Source organism: Allobosea sp., from assembly GCF_017308075.1.
Classification (GTDB): Bacteria; Pseudomonadota; Alphaproteobacteria; order Rhizobiales; family Beijerinckiaceae; genus Allobosea.
Genome location: NZ_JAFKFX010000023.1, coordinates 431,811 through 450,355 on the forward strand (window position 1 = coordinate 431,811; position 18,545 = coordinate 450,355).

Sequence of the window (18,545 nt, forward strand, 5' to 3'; positions counted from 1 at the left end):
AGTGTTTCCATGACCACCTTCAAGGCCCTGATCGCCAGCAAGGGCGAAGCCGGCACCAGTCTTTCCTTCGGCGATTTCGCCGAGGCCGACCTGATGGAAGGCGACGTGACCGTCCGCGTCACCCATTCGACCGTCAACTACAAGGACGGGCTCGCGCTCACCGGCCGTGCTCCGGTGGTGCGGCGCTGGCCGATGATCCCCGGCATCGACTTCGCCGGCCGGGTCGAGGCCTCCGACAATCCCGCTTTCAAGCCCGGCGATCTCGTCATCCTCAATGGCTGGGGCACGGGCGAGACGCATCTTGGCGCCTATGCCCAGAAGAGCCGGGTCAAGGCCGACTGGCTGGTGCCGTTGCCGGAAGGCATGAATCCGGGCGAGGCCATGGCGATCGGCACTGCCGGCTACACCGCCATGCTCTGCGTGCTGGCGCTGGAGAAGCACGGGCTGAAGCCGGCGGACGGGCCGGTCGTCGTCACCGGTGCCGCCGGCGGCGTCGGCTCGGTCGCGATCGCGCTCCTGGCCAAGGCCGGCTGGCACGTCATCGCCTCGACCGGCCGGGCCGAGGAAGCCGATTATCTCAAGGGTCTCGGCGCCGCCGAGATCATCGATCGCAACGAGCTCTCAGGGCCGGGCCGGCCGCTCGGCAAGGAACGCTGGATCGCCGGCGTCGACGCCGTCGGATCGCACACCCTCGCCAATTTGCTCTCGATGACGAAATATGGCGGCGCGATCGCCGCCTGCGGCCTCGCCCAGGGCATGGACCTGCCGGCCTCGGTCGCGCCCTTCATCCTGCGTGGCGTCGCCCTGCTCGGCGTCGATTCCGTGATGTGCCCGAAGCCGCGCCGGCTCGAGGCGTGGGCCCGCCTCGCGAGCGATCTCGACCGCGACAGGCTCGCGGCGATGACGACGACGATCCCGCTCGAGGATGTCGTCGAGACCGGCCGCGCCATCCTCGACGGCAAGGTGCGCGGCCGCGTCGTGGTCGAGGTGGGCTGAGTCCTGGGCTTGCGGCGGCGGAGTGTCCCGCCGCCAGCTGCGCTCTCAATCCAGCTTGATATTCGCCTTCTCGATCACCGGCGCCCATTTCTTCAGTTCGCCGTCGAGGAAGGCCTTGAAGTCCTGCGGCGTCATGCCGAGCGCGATGATCTTCGCGGCGGCGAGCTTCTCACGCACCTCCGGCGTCGCCAGGATCTCGCGGACGTCGCGCGAGATCTTCTCGACGATCGCCGGCGGCGTCTTGGCCGGGGCGGCGAGGCCGTGCCAGGCGGTGACGTCGAAGCCCGGCAGGAATTCGCTCAGCGCCGGCAGGTCGGGCGCGAAATCGGCGCGCTTCGGGATCGAGATGGCGAGCGCCCTGAGCTTGCCGGCCTCGACATAGGGCCAGGCCACGGCGGCGCCGTCGAGCGCGACCTCGATCTGGCCCGAAAGCAGGTCGACCATCATCGGCCCGGAGCCGCGATAGGGGACATGGGCGAGCTTCGTTCCGGTCTCCTGCTGGAACAGCTCCATGCCGACATGCAGAGAGGTGCCGATGCCCGAGGAGCCGAAATTGAACTTGTTCGGATTCTGCTTCAGCAGCGCGATGAACTCCGGCACCGTCTTGGCCGGGACCTTCTCCGGGTTGACGACGAGCACGTTCGGCGTGATCGCAAGCTGCGAGATCGGCGCGAAATCGCGTTCGGGATCGAAGGGCAGCCGTTCCTTGTAGAGGGCCTTGTTGAGCCCATGGCTGCTCGCATTGATCAGACCGATCGTGTAGCCGTCCGGCGTCGCGCGGGCGAGTGCCGCGACGCCGATATTGCTGCCGCCGCCGCCCATGTTCTCGATGACGACGCCCTGGCCCCAGCGCGCCTGCAGCCGTTCCGCGACGAGCCTTGCGATCATGTCCGAGGCGCCGCCGGCGGCGAAGGGTACGATCACCCGCACCGGCCGTGTCGGATAGGGCTCCTGCGCGGTGGCTGCTAGCGTCGAGACGAGGACGAGCGCGGCGGCCAGTCCCGATTTGAATGACCACATGGTTCTCTCCCTGCTTGGCGCTGCCCCTCGTCGGGGATGCGGGTTGGATCAGCGATGTGCGCGCCAGAGGGCCGAAAGCCGGGCGATCTTCTCGTCCGACAGATAGCCGTAGCGGTTCAGTTGCAGATGGCGGCACGGGCTTTCGAGCACGGCGCGGAAGCGGCGCTCGACATCCTCGGTCGGCCCATAGCCATGCACGATCGTCGAGAAACGTGACTGGCGCAGCTCTCCCGCCGCGATCTCGATCGCGCGCCGCAGGCCGGCATCGTCGGCCGGATGCGCCTCCTCGGGTTCGGGATAGCGCAGCGCCGCGCGCGTCGGCGCATTGCCGTTGAGGCCGAGCCAGCGATGCACCAGCGCGAAGACCTTGTCGGGATCGGCGCCCGTGGCCTGCGCCAGCCGCTCGACATAGCCCCGCTCGATCATTGGCCAGTGCATCGTGTAGTGCTTGACCGAGACCTCGTCGACGGCGCCGTCGATTCCGGCGAAATCGAAGCCGGAAAGCCGGTTCAACGGCGGCGGGAAGGCCTGCATCACGACGCCGATGCGCCCGTCCGATACCTCCCGGACGATGGCCGCGAGGTCCCTGACATAGTCGCCGACGAGCGCGGCGCGATAGGCCAGCAGCGCTGCGCCCCAGCTGCCGGCAGCCGCCAGCCGCTCCGGATCGATCGTCTCCGCTGCCGTCGCGAGGCGCGGGCCGAGCTCGCGCAGTCCCTCCAGCGCCCGTGCCCGGACCGCCTCGACATCATGGCCGAGCTCCTGGCCGCGCTTCACCGCGGGGGGGCTGAAGTCGAACAGCAGGCTCTCGAGTGCATAGGGCGGGTATTCCGGCCAGTCGAAGCGCAGCGCATCGATCTCCGGATAATTCCCCAGCAGGTCGGCGACGAGCGCGCGCATATAGCGGCGCAGCCCCTGGCTCGCGAGGCTGAGATTGGCGTCGACGCGGCCGGGAACCGGTCGGCCATGAATGGTCAGCGGCTGCTCGTCGGCGGCGTTGTCACGGCACTGGACGCGCAGGCCGGGGGGCGCGGCGGCCATGACCTGGAGCTGCACCTGCATGCCGGCGCGCTTCGCCCCGGCGAGCAGTGCGGCTACGGTGCCGCCTTCGCGGTCGGTCAGATCATCCGGCAGCGGCGGCGGGTAGGGGCTGTCGCGATAGAGCGCCGGGTCCGGCCGGAAACTGGTCGCGGTCTGCATCCACAGCGCCCTGTCGCCCCAGAGCGGGCGGTCGAGCGTGCGTCCGAGGCCGGCGCCGGCGTCGGAAGGCGGCTCGCGCACGCCCGTGCCTTCCGGGCAGCGCTGCGCCACCGAGGGCGTGGTGCAGAGCACGGCGCAGCCGAGGCGCTGGGTAATGTTCTCCAGAACGGCGTCGACACCCTCGGACTGGGCGTACTCGGGCATGATGGTGATGCCCAGGGATGGGTGTTCGTTTGTCATGTGGCGCGGATGTAGGGGTGCTTGAGGCCGGCTGCGCGGCTGAGAAAGCGGCCATGGGCCTCGATATGGGCGGCCATGGCTGCCCTGGCCGCCTCCGGCGAGCCCGACTCGATGGCGGCGAGGACGAGGCGGTGCTGCTCCAGCGCGTCGCCGAGCGCCCCGCGTTCCGAGATCCGGAGATGGTGGACGCGCTGCAGATGCGTCCGCGCCCGGCTGACGCTCTGCCACATCTGGCTGAGCTTCTGCGTGGCGAAGAGGGCGTGGTGGAAAGCTTCGTCACAGGCATAGGCGCCGGCCGCATCGCCGCGGGAGACGGCCTGCTCATGCCGAGCGACAGTCTCCGACATCTCGCGCAGCAGCGCCGGTTCGGCATTGGCCGCGGCGCTCGCCGCAGCCTCGCCCTCGAGCAGGCGGCGGATGGTGACCGCCTCCGCGACCGCCTGCGGATCGATCAGCGAAACGAAGGTGCCGAGATTGGGGAAGACATCGAGCAATTGCTCTTCGCTGAGCCGGGCGAAGGCCTCGCGCACCGGTGTGCGGCTGATCGAGCAGGCTTCCGCCACATCGCCCTCGGAGAGGGCGGTGCCGGGTGCGATGGCGAGCGTGACGATGGCCTCGCGCAAGCCGCGATAGACCTGCTCCGGCGCCCGCAGCGTGCGGTCGATCGTGAGCACCGGAAGCTGAGGCGGGCGGGCCGCGCGCGACGGTCGGGGCATTTCGCGTTCCTGAAAACTGGAGTACCGGTATACCGGTTATTGATCGATGGCAAGACGGTTGGCTTGCGGGGCCACTGACGGCTTTGGAGCGTGCCTTCTCCTCGCTTCCCGGGGGGCGCTTGACGAGCCGCACCTGCCGGATTTTCGAGCCGTGGGGCCGAGCCGGTTAGGTCGCTACGAAATCCGCGAGGTTCGGCTCAAGGGCTTTGTTATGCTTGAGCGTGTTCTTGCTTATAGATACAATCTATGGTTGTATATCCTGGGGAAGCAAGATATCCGGGGCATGCCATGTCTGCCACAGAACTGCTGGTCACGATTTTTCTCTCGGGAATGATGGCGTTGGTCGGCCAGGGGGCAAGGACCGTCATCGGGCTCAAGAAGCTTAATGATGCCAATGCAGGAAAGGATCCGGGTCAGGCTGACCTGTTCCTGGCGAGTCGCCTCCTGATCAGCCTCATGATCGGTTTCATTGCCGGTGTTCTTGCAGCTTTTGCGCTCAGTTTGGAGAAGCTGATCGGAGCGGGCAAGATAACTCCAGAAATTCTGCTCGGCATCGCTGCCGCCGGTTATGTCGGGTCCGATTTCATCGAAGGCTTTATTGCCAAGACGCCCGCTGTCACCGCAGGAGCGGGGCCGGGCGTATCGGCCTCCGGCAGTGGCGCAGGAACGGCGAGCGGCTCAGCCAGTGATGGTCTCGCTGCAGGTTCGGGGACGCAATCCATCCTGGCGAGTCAGATCAATGCCGAGGCTGCCGGGCTGCGCGCCGAAGTTGCGTCGATCAGGTCGCTCTTGGCGGGCAATATGACCGAGGCCGGCTGGTCGCTGCTGTCAGGCGCGAGCGGGGCGACGCCGCTGACGCCCGAACTCGTGGCCCGACTCTTCGTGCCCGAGACGCCGCTCGGCAACATCAGGAGGCATCTGCCGAATGTGCGGGCGGGTCTGCGCGCCTATGGCCTGATCGACCGCGACATGCTGCTCATGGCGCTCGCGACGATCCGTGCGGAAACCGAAGGCTTCGTGCCGATCGACGAGTTCCAGAGCCAGTACAACACCGAGAAGGTGCCGTTTGATCTCTATGAGCCGGACACGCCGATAGGCAAGAAGCTCGGCAATACGGAAGCGGGGGACGGTGCTCGCTTCAAGGGGCGCGGCTTCGTGCAATTGACCGGCCGTTGGAATTACGCGGAGCTCGGAAAACAGATCAACGTCGATCTCGTCGCTCAACCGGAACTCGCAAACGATCCGAAAATCGCCGGCCAGTTGCTCGCTTGTTTCCTGGCGAACAAGGAAGACGCGATCCGAACCGCCCTCGCTGCCGGGGATCTCAAGACTGCCCGGAAATTGGTGAACGGGGGCAGTCACGGCTTCGACCGCTTCAAGGATGCCTATGACAAGGGCATCAAGTTCATTCCGGATGGTGTCGAGGTCTGAGGGGGCGTCCTCGTCCTTCACGCACCTTCGAGCAGCGCTTTGCGCCGCGCGAGTTCGCCGCCACAAAAATCCATGAAGGCGCGCACGCGTGGTGCATGGCGGATATCGGGATGGGTCAGAATCCACAGCCCGGTCGAGAACTCGGGCCGCGGCGGCAGCAGCCGCACCAGCCCCGGCCGCTGGTCGGCGATGAAGCAGGGCAGAGGCCCGATGCCGATGCCCTGTTCGACCGCTTCCGTCAGGCCGAGCACGGCGGAGGAGCGTAGCGCGATCCGCTCGGGGTCGACATGGTCGCGGACATAGCGGGCGGCCTTCACATAGCCGAGATGGTCGCCGAGCGTGACCCAGGTCCGCTTGTACAGCGCGCTGGGGTCGGCTCTTTCCTCGGCGGTCGCCGGCGCATCGGCGCGCGCATAGACGGCCCAGTTGAGATCGGCGAGCCGGCGCCCGATCAGGGTCTCGCCCGGTGAGTCGCTGGCGCGGATCGCGACGTCGGCATCGCGGCGCGACAGGTTGAGGGTCTGGCTGGCGATGACGACGTCGAGCCGGATCAGCGGATGCGCGAGCCGAAAGGCCGCGAAGATCGGCAAAAGCATGTGCAGATAGAGCGTGTCGGTCGTCGTCACCCGGACTTCGCCGGAGGGGGTGAGGTCGCGCCCGGCCAGCCGCCGGCCGAAAGCGGTGACGTCCTCGTCGATCCGCGAGGCCAGCGCCGCCATCTCCTCACCGGCCGAGGTCGGTACATAGCCGGTCTTGCGGCGCTCGAAGAGCGCGTGGCCGAGCTGGTCCTCGATCTGGCCCAGCCGTCGGAACACCGTCGAATGGTTGACTTCGAGGGAGGCTGCGGCCCCGGTCAGGCCGCCGGCATCGGCGATCGCCTTGATCAGGCGGAAATCGTCCCAGGCTAGCTTCGGCATCGCAATCGGCTGGGCTCCGGGAAGGCTCAAGGCAGCATCGCGAAATCTTGCGCGATTGCAAGCTGCTCCCCGCGAGGGCGACAGATCGCCCGGTGCCCGGTGTCAGCGCGGCGCGGCGGCCCGGCCGAGACGGTTGTTGATCGCCTCGCCCAGCCCCTGCATCGGCACGGGAGCGACGGCGATGGTGGTCGCGCCGGCTTCGTCGAGCTGGCGCAGGGCGGCGAAGAGATTGGCCGCGGCTTCGGCGAGGTCGCCCTTCGTGCTGAGATTGAGCGAGAGCGGTGGCAGGGCGTGCCCCTCCGGCTCCGGCCCGAAGCCGAGCCAGGCCTCGCCGGGCAGCGGCGCCGCCGCCTCGAGCCTGACGGCCGCCTCCGGCGCGTAATGCGAGGCGAGCAGCCCCGGCGAGATCGGCGCGGCCCCCTGCGCCGCATCGGCGATGACGAGTTCGCGCCCGATCGCCGCCTCCAGCGCCGCGCGCGGCACGCCGCCGGGGCGCAGCAGTTTCGGCGCCCCGCCGAGACAGGCAACGATGCTCGATTCGAGCCCGATCTCGGTCGGGCCGGCTTCGAGCACGGCGTCGATGCGCCCGTCGAGATCGACCAGGACATGTTCTGGCAGGGTCGGGCTGACCCGTCCCGAGCGATTGGCCGAAGGGGCGGCGATCGGCCGGCCGGCGGCGGCGAGCACGGCATGTGCGACCGGGTGCGAGGGCACCCTGAGCGCCACGCTGGCGAGCCCGGCCCGGGCGAGGTCGCTGACCGTGCAGCCCGGCGAGACCGGTACGATCAGCGTCAGCGGTCCCGGCCAGAACGCTTTTGCCAGCGCGAGCGCCGCAGCGTCGAACAGGCCCTCGCGCCGCGCGGCCGCGGTGTCGGGCAGATGCGAGATCAGTGGGTTGAAGCTCGGCCGTTCCTTGGCTGCATAGATCGAGGCGACGGCGCGGCCGTCGGTCGCATCGGCGGCGAGGCCGTAGACCGTCTCGGTCGGCAGGGCGACCAGTTTTCCGGCGCGAAGCAGCCTTGCCGCTTCGGCGATGCCGGCCTCGTCGGCCCGAAGGCGCTGCGTCTGGCGGGGTTCGGTCACGATCGCTCTTGAATGTTTATATGTGAACTATAACAATGCCGGGCGGTCTGCGCAGGCGCGCACCGGCTTGCGCGTTGGCGGAGGGCATAGTTCGCCGCTAATATCGCCGTCAAACGCAACGCTGCAAAATGACCCGCCGCGGATTCGGCGGCGTCCAGGGAGAGGCTCATGTCGTATCGTGCTCCGGTCGAGGATATCCTGGCCACCATGCGCCATGTCGCCGGGCTCGATGCCCTGCAGGCGGACGGCCTCGTGCCCGAGCTGGAGGACGGCCTCACCGAGGCGGTGCTCGAGGAAGCCGCGAAATTCGCCGGCGATGTCCTGGCCCCGCTGAACACCGTCGGTGACCGGCACGGCTCGACCCTGAAGGACGGTGTCGTCACCACCCCGCCGGGCTGGAAGGAAGCCTATCATGCCTGGGCTGAAGGAGGCTGGAACGCTTTGCCTGGGCCGGAGGCCTATGGCGGCCAGGGCCTGCCGACCCTGGTGCAATCGGCCTGTACCGAAATGTGGAATTCGGCCGCCTTCGCCTTCGCGCTCGGCCCGTTGCTGACGGTCGGTGCGATCGAGGCAGTGCATGCCCATGGCTCCGAGCATCTCAAGGAAACCTATCTCGCCAAGCTCGTCTCCGGCGAGTGGATGGGCACGATGAACCTGACCGAGCCGCAGGCCGGCTCCGATCTCAACGCCCTGCGCTGCAAGGCCGAGCGCGTCGGCGACGGCACCTATCGCATCACCGGCCAGAAGATCTTCATCACCTATGGCGAGCACGAGATGACGGACAATATCGTCCATCTCGTGCTCGCCCGCCTGCCCGACGCGCCGGCCGGGACGCGCGGCATCTCGCTCTTCCTCGTGCCGAAATATCTGGTCAATGCCGATGGCTCGCTCGGCGCGCGCAACGATGTCCGCTGCACCGGCGTCGAGCACAAGCTCGGCATCCACGCCTCGCCGACCTGCGCGATGAGCTATGGCGACAATGGCGGCGCGATCGGCTGGCTGATCGGCGAGGAGAACCGCGGCCTCGCCTGCATGTTCACGATGATGAACAATGCCCGCCTCAACGTTGCCGTGCAGGGCGTCGCCATCGCCGAGCGGGCCTATCAGCAGGCGCTCGCCTTTGCCCATGAGCGCAAGCAGGGCACAGCGCTCGACGCCCCCAAGGGCGCGCCGATGAGCCCGATCATCGTCCACCCCGACATCCGCCGCATGCTGATGGAAATGCGCGCCAAGACGCAGGCGGCGCGTACGCTCTCGCTGCTGCTGGCCGCGACGCTCGATCGCTCGCACCGCGAGCCCGACGAGGCCAAGCGCAAGGCCGCGGCCGAGCGTGCCGCGATCATCACGCCCGTCGCCAAGGCCTATGCCACCGATATCGGCGTCGAGGTCGCCTCAACCGGCGTGCAGATCCATGGCGGCATGGGCTATGTCGAAGAGACCGGCGCCGCCCAGCATCTGCGCGATGCCCGCATCGCCACGATCTACGAGGGCACCAACGGCATCCAGGCGATCGACCTCGTGCTGCGCAAGCTGCCGCTCTCCAATGGCGAGGCGGTCAAGGCGATGATCGGGGAGATGCGCGGCGTCGTCGAGCAGGTGCGCGAGGCCAATACGCCGGGCTTCGGCCACACGGCGGCGCGGCTCGGCGCTGCCGTCGACTCGCTCGAGCGCGCGACGCAGTGGATGCTCCAGACGATGGGCAACGACCAGGCGAGCGCGCTCGCCGGCGCGACGCCCTATCTAAAGCTCTTCGCGCTGGCGCAGGGCGGCACCGGCCTGGCCAGGAAGGCGCTGGGGCTGCGCGGTGAGGATGCCGGGGCGGCTGCGCTGGCGACGGCCCGCTTCTTCGCCGAGCACAACGCCGCCGAGGCGCCGGGGCTGGAGCTCGCGGTGACCGAGGGCGCCGGGGCCGTGGCGGATTCGGCGGCGGTCTTCGCGGCGTGACGCAGGCGCGCGCCCCGCTAGATGGCCGGGGCCGCCTTGCGGACGCGCATGTGCAGGAACAGTGGTGCGACGAGCGTGTCGTCGAGATAGGGCAGGGCACGGGCCGTCTCGGGATCGATCGAGGGCTCGTGCATCATCTCGATGGCAAAGCCCGTCGCGACGATCAGGTTCACCCAGTCGCTCAGCGTGCGGTGAAAGCGCGGCACCCTGAACGGCGCGACACTGGCCTTCTCGTGCTCCGGCGCGGCGCCGAAGCGCCAGCTCTCGATCTCGCCATCGGTGCTGCGGAAATAATCGCGGACCTCGATGGCGAGGACCTTGCGGTTCTCGTCGCGCACCACTTTGCGGTGCGGGGTCGCGAAGCAGGGATGCAGGATCGAGAATTGCAGGAAGCCGCCGGGCTTCAGCACGCGCAGCACCTCGGCCAGCACCCTGTCCTGATGCGGCATGTCCATCAGCGACATGAAGGCGGTGGCGAAGTCGAAGCTGCCATCGGCGAAGGGCAGGGCCATGCCGTCCGCGATGCGATAGGCGATGCCGAGCGGGGCCTCGGCCTCCGCTTCCGTTGCGTGCCGGATGAAGGTCGGGGCGATGTCGATCCCGGTCATCCGTGCGCCGGCCTCGGCCAGCTTGCGCGTGTTCGAGCCTTCGCCGCAGCCGATGTCGAGCCCGTCGAGGCCGGCGATAGCGGGCAGGTTGGCGAGGAAGGCCGGGGTGTTCTGGGCGTCCCGGTAGAGGTCGTAGCCGGCCCGCGCATGGCGGGTCCAGGTTTCGGCATTGGCTTCCCAGCAGGCGGCGACTTCGCTCGCATCCATGGCTCGCCTCCTCGTTCGCGGGAGGAGGCTTCTAGGGTATTTCCGTTCGGCGCGAAACAACGCCGTCATTTCGGCGCGCTGCGCAGCGGCGCCCGTCATGCTCGCCCTTGTGGCGAGCATCCACGTCTTGAATACCGCATGCGACAAGCGAAGGCGTGGATGGTCGGGACAAGCCCGACCATGACGGGTTGGGCGGTGCTCATGGCTTCCGGGCCCGCGCCTGCTGCCTGCCCCGGAATGATGGAGCGGGCTCGATGACCGCGGCTCCCCTCGCAAGCAAGATCTGCCTCGTCGCCGGCGCCTCGCGCGGGCTCGGGCGCGGCATTGCAAAAGCGCTCGGCCAGGCTGGCGCGACGGTGATCTGCACCGGGCGCTCGAGCGAGGCCGGGCCGCGGACCGATCAGCGGCTAGAGACCTTCGAGGACACGGCCCGCGAGGTCGAGGCCGCCGGCGGCAAGGGGCAGCCCTATCGCTGCGACCACACCAATGAGCGCGAGGTCGACCAGCTCGTCGCCTGGTGCCTACGCCGCTTCGGCCGGCTCGACTGCGTCGTCGATGCGGTCTGGGGCGGCAATGAAGGCTATGACGGCGAGCGCTATCCCGACGGCTCGGCCTTCGGCGCTCCGTTCTGGCGTCGCCCCGTCGCGAGGCTGGGCGAAAGCTTCGAGAGCGGCGTCTATGCGCAATTGCTGCTGGCCCGCGCCGTCGCGCCGGCGATGGTGCAGATGCACCAGGGGCTGATCGTCACGGTGAGCTTCGACACCGCCGACGGCTATCTCGGCGACGTCTTCTACGACCTTGCCAAGACAGCGATGAACCGGCTGAGCTTCGCCATGGCGCAGGAGCTCAAGCCCTTCGGCGTCACCGCGCTCGCCCTGTCGCCAGGCCATGTCCTGACCGAGCGGGTGCGCGACGCCGGCATGGCGGAGGAGACGACCGAGACGCCGCTCTATGCCGGCCGGGCGGTCGCGGCGCTGGCCGCCGATCCCGAGGTCGCGCGCCATGCCGGCAAGGTGCTGCATGTCGCCGATCTCGCACGGACCTACGGCTTCACCGACGCGGACGGCAGCCAGCCGGAACGCTTCACTCTGCAATTATAAGGCTGGAGGAAACCACCATGTCGCTCAAGGGCAAGACGCTTTTCATCACCGGCGGATCACGCGGCATCGGCCTCGCCATCGCCTTGCGGGCGGCGCGCGACGGCGCCAACGTCACCATCGCCGCCAAGACGGCCGAGCCGCATCCCAAGCTCGAAGGCACGATCTATACGGCGGCGGCCGAGATCGAGGCGGCCGGTGGGAAATGCCTGCCGCTGATGGTCGATATCCGCGAGGAGGAGGCGGTGGTCGCGGCGATCGCCAAGACGGCCGAGACCTTCGGTGGCATCGATATCCTCGTGAACAATGCCAGCGCGATCTCGCTGACCAATACGCAGATGACCGAGATGAAGCGCTTCGATCTGATGCACCAGATCAATACGCGCGGCACCTTCATTGTCTCGAAATACGCGATTCCCTTTCTGGAGAAGGCGGAGAACCCGCATATCCTGATGCTGTCGCCGCCGCTCGACATGAGCATGCGCTGGTTCGCCCCGCATCTCGCCTACAGCATGGCGAAATACGGGATGAGCCTGTGCGTGCTCGGGCTCGCCGGCGAACTCGCGCCCAAGGGCATCGCCGTCAACGCGCTCTGGCCGCGCAGCACGGTCGCGACCGCGGCGGTCAAAAACCTGCTCGGCGGCGACAAGATGGTGCAGGCGAGCCGCACCCCCGACATGCTCGGCGAGGCCGCCTGGATGGTCTTCAACAAGCCCTCGCGCGAATTTTCCGGCAATTTCCTGATAGACGACAGCTTCATGGCCGGCGAGGGCGTTACCGATTTCACGCCCTATCGCGTCGACCCGTCCGTGCCGCTGATGCCCGACTTTTTCGTGCCGGCCGACAGCAAGCCGCCGCAGGGCGTCAAAGGCGGCATGTGACACGCCCGTCATCGGTTTGACACCGTCGGAGGTTTGGAGTTGGTGCCGCCCAGATCGGCGCTCCGGCGCCCATGCTTCCGGAAAGACCGCCGATGCTCCTGATCCATGGAATCTGCCCGGTGCGGGGCGATCGTCTCGTTCATCAGGAACTCGGACCGGAGGAGCCGATCCCCGCCGGGACGATCTGGATCGACCTGCTCAACCCGTCGACGCCGGAGGACGGCAAGGTCGAGCAGCATCTCGGCATCTCGATCCCGACACGGGAGGAGATGCATGATCTCGAGCCTTCCGAGATCATCTACGCCGAGAACGGCGCGCATTACATGACCATGCGGGTGATCTGCCAGTCGGACACCAATGTCCCACGGCTCGCCGATGTCACCTTCATCCTGACCGAGCAGGCGCTCGTCACGGTGCGCTACGACCAGCCGGGCGCCTTCAATATCTTCCTCAACCGCGTCGGCAAGCCGGGCGGCTGCAGTCTCGAGCCCGCCGGGGTCATCGAGGGGCTGATCGACGCGATCACCGATCGCGCCGCGGAGGTGCTGCGCGGCGTCGGCGACCGGATCGACATGCGCTCGCGCCAGATCTTCGACGGCAACAGCGCCAATGTCGAGCAGGGCCGCGCCTATCAGGCCGTGGTGCGCCGCATCGGCCAGTACGAGCACATCATCTCGAATGTCCGCGAAAGCATGGTCTCGGTCGAGCGCGTGCTGCTCTACCTCTCGGCCAATTTCAAGCGCGCCAAGAAGGCGACCAGCGGCTTCGCGCCGGAATGGCGCTCCTCGATCCGCGATGTCCAGGCCATCGAAGAGCACGCGACCTTCCTTTCCAGCAAGCTGCAATTCATGCTGGGGGCGACGCTCGGTCTCGTCAGCATCGAGCAGAACAAGATCATCAAGCTGTTCTCGGTCGTCTCGGTGGTGCTGATGCCGCCGACCCTCGTCGCCTCGATCTACGGCATGAACTTCAAGCTCATGCCGGAACTCGACTGGCAGCTCGGCTATCCGATGGCGCTGGTGATGATGGTGGTCTTCGCCGTGCTGCCCTATCTGTTCTTCCGCTGGAAGAAATGGCTCTGACCCGCTGACGGCGGCGCGCGCTTCGCTTTTTCGGCTTCGCATCGGCCGCCCGCGCCCGGTAAGAAGGCGCGGATGACCCTGCCGCAGATTCTCTCCTGCTCGCTCGTCGCCGCGATGATGGCCGCCTTCGTCTGGGGGCGGCTGCGCTATGACGTGGTCGCGCTGCTGGCGCTGCTCGCAGGTGTCGCGCTCGGCGTCGTCCAGCCCAAGGACGCCTTCAAGGGCTTCTCCGACGACATCGTCATCATCGTCGCCAGCGCCCTGATCGTCAGCGCCGCTGTGGCGCGCTCGGGGCTGGTCGAGAGTGCGCTGTCGCGTATCGCGCCTGCCTTGCGCACCACCCAGACCCAGGTCATGGCGCTGGTCTGCACGGTCGCCGTGATGTCCGCGATCATCAAGAACATCGGCGCGCTCGCGATGATGCTGCCGATCGCCTATCAACTCGCACGCAAGGACGGCAAATCCCCTTCCGTCTTCCTGATGCCGATGGCCTTTGCCTCGCTGCTCGGCGGCATCGTCACCCTGGTCGGTACCTCGCCCAACGTCATCGTCTCGCGGGTCCGCGAGGAGCTCGGCGGCGAGCCCTTCGCCATGTTCGACTTCACGCCGGTCGGTCTCGGCGTCGCCTTCTTCGGCTGTCTCTTCCTCGGCTTCGGCTACCGATTGCTGCCGAAGAACCGGCAGGGCTCGGCCTCGCTCGACCAGGCGCTCGACATCAAGGACTACGTCACCGAAGCCAGGATCCCGGCCAATGCGCCGCTGAGCGGCCGGACGATCGCCGATCTGCGCAAGCCCGCCAATGGCGAGGTCGAGGTCGTCGCCATCCTGCGCGCCGGCAAGCGCCGGCAGGCGCCACTGCCTGATGCCAGCCTGAAGGCCGGCGACATCGTGCTGTTGCGTGGCGAAGCCAAGGCGCTGGAGCGCGTCGTCGCCGAAGGCAAGCTCGAGCTCGTCGGCCAGAACCGTCCGACCGAGACCGAAGGCTCGCTCGATCCCGCCCGCACCGGCGAAGCCGTGGTGACGCAAGGCTCTCTGCTGGCGGGTGCGACCGCAGCCGAACTCGACCTCCACGCCCGCTTCCAGGTCAACCTGCTCGGCATCAGCCGCGCCGGCGAGCGCTTCACCGAGCGGCTGCGCGATATCCGGCTCGCCGATGGCGACGTGGTGCTGCTGCAGGGCGATGAAAAACTCCTGCCGGAGCGGCTGCGCGAACTCGGCCTGCTGCCGCTGGCGGCGCGCAGCCTGTCGCTGGGCAGCGCCCGCAGGCGCCTGATCACCGGCGCGATCGTCGCCGGCACGGTCGCTGTGGTGGCGCTTGGCCTGGTGCCCGTCGCGATCGCCTTCTTCTCGGCCGCGGTCCTGCTGCTGGCGCTGCGGGCGCTCTCGCTGCGCGATGCCTATGCCTCGGTCGAGGCGCCGATCCTCGTCATGCTCGCGGCGCTGATCCCGGTCAGCGACAGCCTGCGCACCACCGGTACCACGGATCTCTTCGCCGGCTGGCTGGCGCAGGCAGGCGCAGGGTTGCCGGGCTGGGGCGCGGTCGGGCTGATCCTGGTCGCGGCCATGGCGGTGACGCCGTTCCTCAACAATGCCGCGACGGTTCTGGTCATGGCGCCGATCGGCGCCGGCTTCGCCAAGACGCTCGGCTACAATCCCGATGCCTTCCTGATGGCGGTGGCGATCGGCGCGGCCTGCGATTTCCTCACCCCGATCGGCCATCAGTGCAACACGCTGGTGATGGGGCCGGGCGGCTATCGTTTCAGCGACTATGCCAGGCTCGGCGCACCGCTCTCGCTGCTGGTCATCCTTTTGACCGTGCCGCTGATCCTCTGGGTCTGGCCGCTGCGCTGAATTCGGTTCGCCTTCCGGCAGCGATCCTGATGCAAGAGAAGATTTTCACCCAGAAGTAGCCTGTGCGGAGAATGTTCCATCTGCCGGGACGGCGAAAAATGGAAGCCTGCGCCTTCGCTTAATTTGCTCAAATCGCTATATATGCAGGCATAAATTCAGCCGCATGACGGCGATCGACGAGTTTCTGACATGACAACCATGAAGTCCCAAGCCGGCGTGAAGAGCGCCGGCACAAAGCCGTTCTATTCCAGCTTCGGATTCCAGGTCCTGCTCGCCATGCTGGTCGGGCTCCTGCTCGGCTGGATCGCGCGCAATATCGGCCCGGATGCGGCCGGGCAGCCGAACGGGCTGACCGTCGCGCTCCAGACCACCGGCTCGATCTTCGTGCAATTGCTGCAGGCGTTGGTGCCGCCGCTGATCTTCACGGCGATCGTCGCTTCGATCAGCAATCTCCGGCAGCTCTCCAACGCGGCTGCCCTGGTCTGGCAGACGCTGCTCTGGTTCGCCGTCACCGCCTTCATCGCGGTGCTGATCGGCATCGCGCTCGGTTTGATCATCCAGCCCGGCCTCAATTCCGGCGTCGCTGCGGCCAGCGCCAAGGCTCCCGCGACGGTCGGCTCCTGGCTCGATTTCCTGAAGGGCCTCGTGCCCGCCAACATGCTAGGCCTGCAGGCGACGACCCGTGTCGACGGCGGCGCGGCGACCACCCGCCTCGGCTTCAACGTGCTGCAATTGCTGGTGATCTCGATCGTCGTCGGCGTCGCCGCACTGAAGGTCGGCGAGCGCGCCAACAGCTTCCTGTCTTTCAACGAGTCGCTGCTCGCCATCGTCCGCAAAATCCTGTGGTGGGTGATCCGGTTGACCCCGATCGGCACCATCGGCCTCCTTGGCAATGCCGTGGCGCAATATGGCTGGCAGACCCTGCAGCAGCTCTCCTGGTACGCGTTCGCGATCTATCTCGGCCTCGCCATCGTGCTGCTGATCGTCTACCCGGCGCTGCTTCTGCTGCACGGCCTCTCGCCAATGCGCTTCTTCGCGGGCGCCTGGCCGGCGATCCAGCTCGCCTTCGTCTCGCGCTCCTCGGTCGGCACCTTGCCGGTGACCGAGACCGTGACCGAGAAGAGCCTCGGCGTGCCCCGTGAATACGCAGCCTTCGCCGTGCCGCTCGGCGCGACCACCAAGATGGATGGCTGCGCCGCGATCTATCCGGCGATCTCGGCGATCTTCGTCGCGCAGTTCTACGGCCTGCCGCTCGGCCTGCAGGAATATGTGCTGATCGTCTTCGTCTCGGTGATCGGCTCGGCGGCGACCGCAGGGCTCACCGGCGCGACGGTGATGCTGACGCTGACGCTCTCGACGCTCGGCCTACCGCTTGCCGGTGTCGGTCTGCTGCTCGCGATCGACCCGATCCTCGACATGGGCCGCACGGCCGTGAACGTCGCCGGCCAGGCTCTGGTGCCGACCATCGTCGCCAAGCGCCAGGGCATGCTCGATCAGGCGCAATACGACCGCGCCGGCGACATCGACGCGCTCGAGGCCGAGGCGCAGACGGCCTGAGGAGCCACTGCACCGGCTGTCCTTTTCTCAGCGCGGCGGGAGCTTCGAAAGCAGCGCCTCGCCGCGCGGCGACAGTCGGTAGCCCACCTCAAGGCTCTCGGTCAGGCCGAACGCCTTGAGCTTGCGCACATCCTGTTTGAAAGCGAGCGTCTCGCGGCCGAGCAGGGCGGCGAGTTCCGGCGCCCTGCGGCCGGGATGGGCGACGATCAGGGCGAGCGTCGCCGCGGTCCAGGGGCGGCGGGTATCGAGCCGAGAAAGGCGCTCGGCGAGCGCCTCGACCTCGTCCGCATCGAGCTCGGCCGCCTCGCGCAGCGCAAGTCGCGGATCGGGGCCGGCAAGGTGGAGGCGGATGCGATAGAGATCGCCTTCCCGGCCGGAGAGGCTCGCCAGCGCTGCCGCGCGCGAGGCGAAGCCGGCCGCTTTCGCCTCTGCGTCGTCGATCTCGGCTTCGCCGATCGGCTCGACCGCCTCGATCGCCAGGACGCCCGCGGCCGTCATCAGGCTGCCGCCGCTGCGGACGCTCGGTCGGCGCCAGCGCCGCAGCACTCGGGTGATGCTGCCCTCGGCGATGCCTGCGAGCGTCCGCCGGTCAAGCAGCATGGGCTCAGGCCATCACCCGGGCCATCACGTCCTTCAGCCCGCCATTGCGTTCGAGCCAGCCGGGCACCGGCAGGTTCTTCGAGCGCAGGAATTCCGGATTGAACAGCTTCGACTGATAGCGCGTGCCGTAGTCGCAGAGGATGGTCACGATGGTGTGGCCGGGGCCGAGCTCTTTCGCCAGCCGGATCGCGCCGGCGACGTTGATGCCCGAGGAGCCACCGAGGCACAGACCTTCTTCCTCCAGCAGTTGGAAGCAGAGCGGGATCGCCTCCTCGTCGGGAATCTGGAAGGCGGTGTCGATCGGAGCGCCCTCGATGTTCTTGGTGATCCGGCCCTGGCCGATGCCTTCGGTGATCGAGGACCCGTCGGCCTTCAACTCACCGGTCTTGAACCAGGAATAAAGCGCCGCGCCCATCGGGTCGGCGAGGCCGATCCTGACCTTCGGGTTGAAGCCCTTCAGCGCGATCGCGGTGCCGGCGAGTGTGCCGCCGGTTCCGACGGCGCAGATGAAGCCGTCGACCTTGCCGTCGGTCTGTTGCCAGATCTCCGGGCCGGTCGTCTCGATATGGCCCTGGCGGTTCGCGACATTGTCGAACTGGTTGGCCCAGATCGCGCCATTGGGTTCGGTCTTGGCCAGTTCTTCGGCGAGGCGGCCGGAGACCTTCACATAGTTGTTCGGATTGACGTAGCCGACGGCCGGGACCTCGAGCAGCGTGGCGCCGGCGAGCCGCAGCATGTCCTTCTTTTCCTGGCTCTGCGTCTCCGGAATGACGATCACCGAGCGGTAGCCGAGCGGATTGCCGACCAGAGCGAGCCCGATGCCGGTATTGCCGGCCGTGCCCTCGACGATGACGCCGCCGGGGCGGAGCGCGCCGCGCTTTTCTGCGTCACGGATGATGGCGAGCGCCGCGCGATCCTTGACCGACTGGCCGGGATTCATGAACTCGGCCTTGCCGAGGATTTCGCAGCCGGTTTCCCGCGAGGCGCGCTTCAGCCGGATCAGGGGCGTGTTGCCGATCGCCTCGACGACGCCGTTGCGGATAGTCATGACCACTTCCTCTCTGGCTGGCGCCGGCCCGATAACGGCCGGGCGCAGCAGGTCGCCACCATAATCG

At 67.7% G+C, this 18,545-nt stretch carries 16 protein-coding genes; 8 read left to right on the top strand and 8 right to left on the bottom strand.

Annotation, left to right across the window (positions count from 1 at the left end):
• The first annotated feature begins 9 nt into the window (after positions 1 to 9).
• A complete protein-coding gene (acuI, locus tag J0J10_RS03000) occupies positions 10 to 996 on the top strand; it encodes an acrylyl-CoA reductase (NADPH) (RefSeq protein ID WP_291638917.1) in 987 nt (328 codons plus the stop codon).
• Positions 997 to 1,041: 45 nt separating this feature from the next.
• Here acuI and J0J10_RS03005 read toward each other — a convergent pair whose 3' ends face one another.
• Genes J0J10_RS03005 through J0J10_RS03015 form a run of 3 tightly spaced genes read right to left on the bottom strand, consistent with a single transcriptional unit; the run spans position 1,042 to position 4,172 of the window.
• Positions 1,042 to 2,016 (bottom strand): Bug family tripartite tricarboxylate transporter substrate binding protein, encoded by a 975-nt coding sequence (locus J0J10_RS03005; protein WP_291645138.1) that lies wholly within the window; start codon positions 2,014 to 2,016, stop codon positions 1,042 to 1,044.
• 48 nt (positions 2,017 to 2,064) lie between these two features.
• The gene (locus J0J10_RS03010; RefSeq protein WP_291645140.1) at positions 2,065 to 3,420 is read right to left on the bottom strand and encodes a hypothetical protein; all 1,356 of its coding nucleotides are present in this window, start codon (positions 3,418 to 3,420) and stop codon (positions 2,065 to 2,067) included.
• A 32-nt stretch (positions 3,421 to 3,452) separates the two neighbouring features.
• Complete coding sequence (locus tag J0J10_RS03015) at positions 3,453 to 4,172, bottom strand: GntR family transcriptional regulator (protein WP_291645142.1); 720 nt, start codon at positions 4,170 to 4,172, stop codon at positions 3,453 to 3,455.
• 288 nt (positions 4,173 to 4,460) lie between these two features.
• Between J0J10_RS03015 and J0J10_RS03020 the strand changes: the two genes are divergently transcribed.
• Complete coding sequence (locus tag J0J10_RS03020; RefSeq protein ID WP_291645144.1) at positions 4,461 to 5,603, top strand: glycoside hydrolase family 19 protein; 1,143 nt, start codon at positions 4,461 to 4,463, stop codon at positions 5,601 to 5,603.
• Between the two features lie 17 nt (positions 5,604 to 5,620).
• Here the strand turns inward: J0J10_RS03020 and J0J10_RS03025 are convergent, their stop codons facing one another.
• Both J0J10_RS03025 and J0J10_RS03030 read right to left on the bottom strand, forming a co-directional pair.
• Positions 5,621 to 6,520 (bottom strand): LysR family transcriptional regulator, encoded by a 900-nt coding sequence (locus J0J10_RS03025; protein WP_291638912.1) that lies wholly within the window; start codon positions 6,518 to 6,520, stop codon positions 5,621 to 5,623.
• 102 nt (positions 6,521 to 6,622) lie between these two features.
• Positions 6,623 to 7,603, bottom strand: coding sequence for an L-threonylcarbamoyladenylate synthase (locus tag J0J10_RS03030; protein ID WP_291645146.1), 981 nt, complete (start codon positions 7,601 to 7,603; stop codon positions 6,623 to 6,625).
• Between the two features lie 168 nt (positions 7,604 to 7,771).
• Between J0J10_RS03030 and J0J10_RS03035 the strand changes: the two genes are divergently transcribed.
• Positions 7,772 to 9,547 carry an acyl-CoA dehydrogenase gene (locus J0J10_RS03035; RefSeq protein ID WP_291645148.1) on the top strand — a complete coding sequence of 592 codons (1,776 nt, stop codon included), beginning with the start codon at positions 7,772 to 7,774 and terminating at the stop codon, positions 9,545 to 9,547.
• Positions 9,548 to 9,564: 17 nt separating this feature from the next.
• Here J0J10_RS03035 and J0J10_RS03040 read toward each other — a convergent pair whose 3' ends face one another.
• Entirely contained in the window at positions 9,565 to 10,362 is a 798-nt protein-coding gene (locus tag J0J10_RS03040; protein WP_291645150.1) for a class I SAM-dependent methyltransferase, read from the bottom strand.
• Between the two features lie 254 nt (positions 10,363 to 10,616).
• Between J0J10_RS03040 and J0J10_RS03045 the strand changes: the two genes are divergently transcribed.
• The 5 genes from J0J10_RS03045 (at position 10,617) to J0J10_RS03065 (ending at position 16,830) form a co-directional block, all read left to right on the top strand.
• The gene (locus J0J10_RS03045; RefSeq protein ID WP_291645152.1) at positions 10,617 to 11,462 is read left to right on the top strand and encodes an SDR family NAD(P)-dependent oxidoreductase; all 846 of its coding nucleotides are present in this window, start codon (positions 10,617 to 10,619) and stop codon (positions 11,460 to 11,462) included.
• Positions 11,463 to 11,479: 17 nt separating this feature from the next.
• A complete protein-coding gene (locus tag J0J10_RS03050) occupies positions 11,480 to 12,340 on the top strand; it encodes an SDR family oxidoreductase (protein WP_291645154.1) in 861 nt (286 codons plus the stop codon).
• A 92-nt stretch (positions 12,341 to 12,432) separates the two neighbouring features.
• A complete protein-coding gene (locus J0J10_RS03055) occupies positions 12,433 to 13,422 on the top strand; it encodes a magnesium transporter CorA family protein (RefSeq protein ID WP_291645155.1) in 990 nt (329 codons plus the stop codon).
• 72 nt (positions 13,423 to 13,494) lie between these two features.
• Positions 13,495 to 15,273: an SLC13 family permease gene (locus J0J10_RS03060; RefSeq protein WP_291645156.1), complete on the top strand. Its 1,779-nt coding sequence runs from the start codon at positions 13,495 to 13,497 to the stop codon at positions 15,271 to 15,273.
• Between the two features lie 198 nt (positions 15,274 to 15,471).
• Complete coding sequence (locus J0J10_RS03065) at positions 15,472 to 16,830, top strand: dicarboxylate/amino acid:cation symporter (RefSeq protein WP_465247153.1); 1,359 nt, start codon at positions 15,472 to 15,474, stop codon at positions 16,828 to 16,830.
• A gap of 27 nt (positions 16,831 to 16,857) precedes the next feature.
• On the opposite strand, the gene J0J10_RS03070 is transcribed toward J0J10_RS03065, so the two are convergent.
• Positions 16,858 to 17,430, bottom strand: a complete 573-nt coding sequence (locus J0J10_RS03070; RefSeq protein ID WP_291645160.1) for a hypothetical protein — start codon at positions 17,428 to 17,430, stop codon at positions 16,858 to 16,860.
• 4 nt (positions 17,431 to 17,434) lie between these two features.
• The gene (locus J0J10_RS03075) at positions 17,435 to 18,478 is read right to left on the bottom strand and encodes a cysteine synthase A (RefSeq protein ID WP_291645163.1); all 1,044 of its coding nucleotides are present in this window, start codon (positions 18,476 to 18,478) and stop codon (positions 17,435 to 17,437) included.
• Between the last annotated feature and the right edge of the window lie 67 nt (positions 18,479 to 18,545).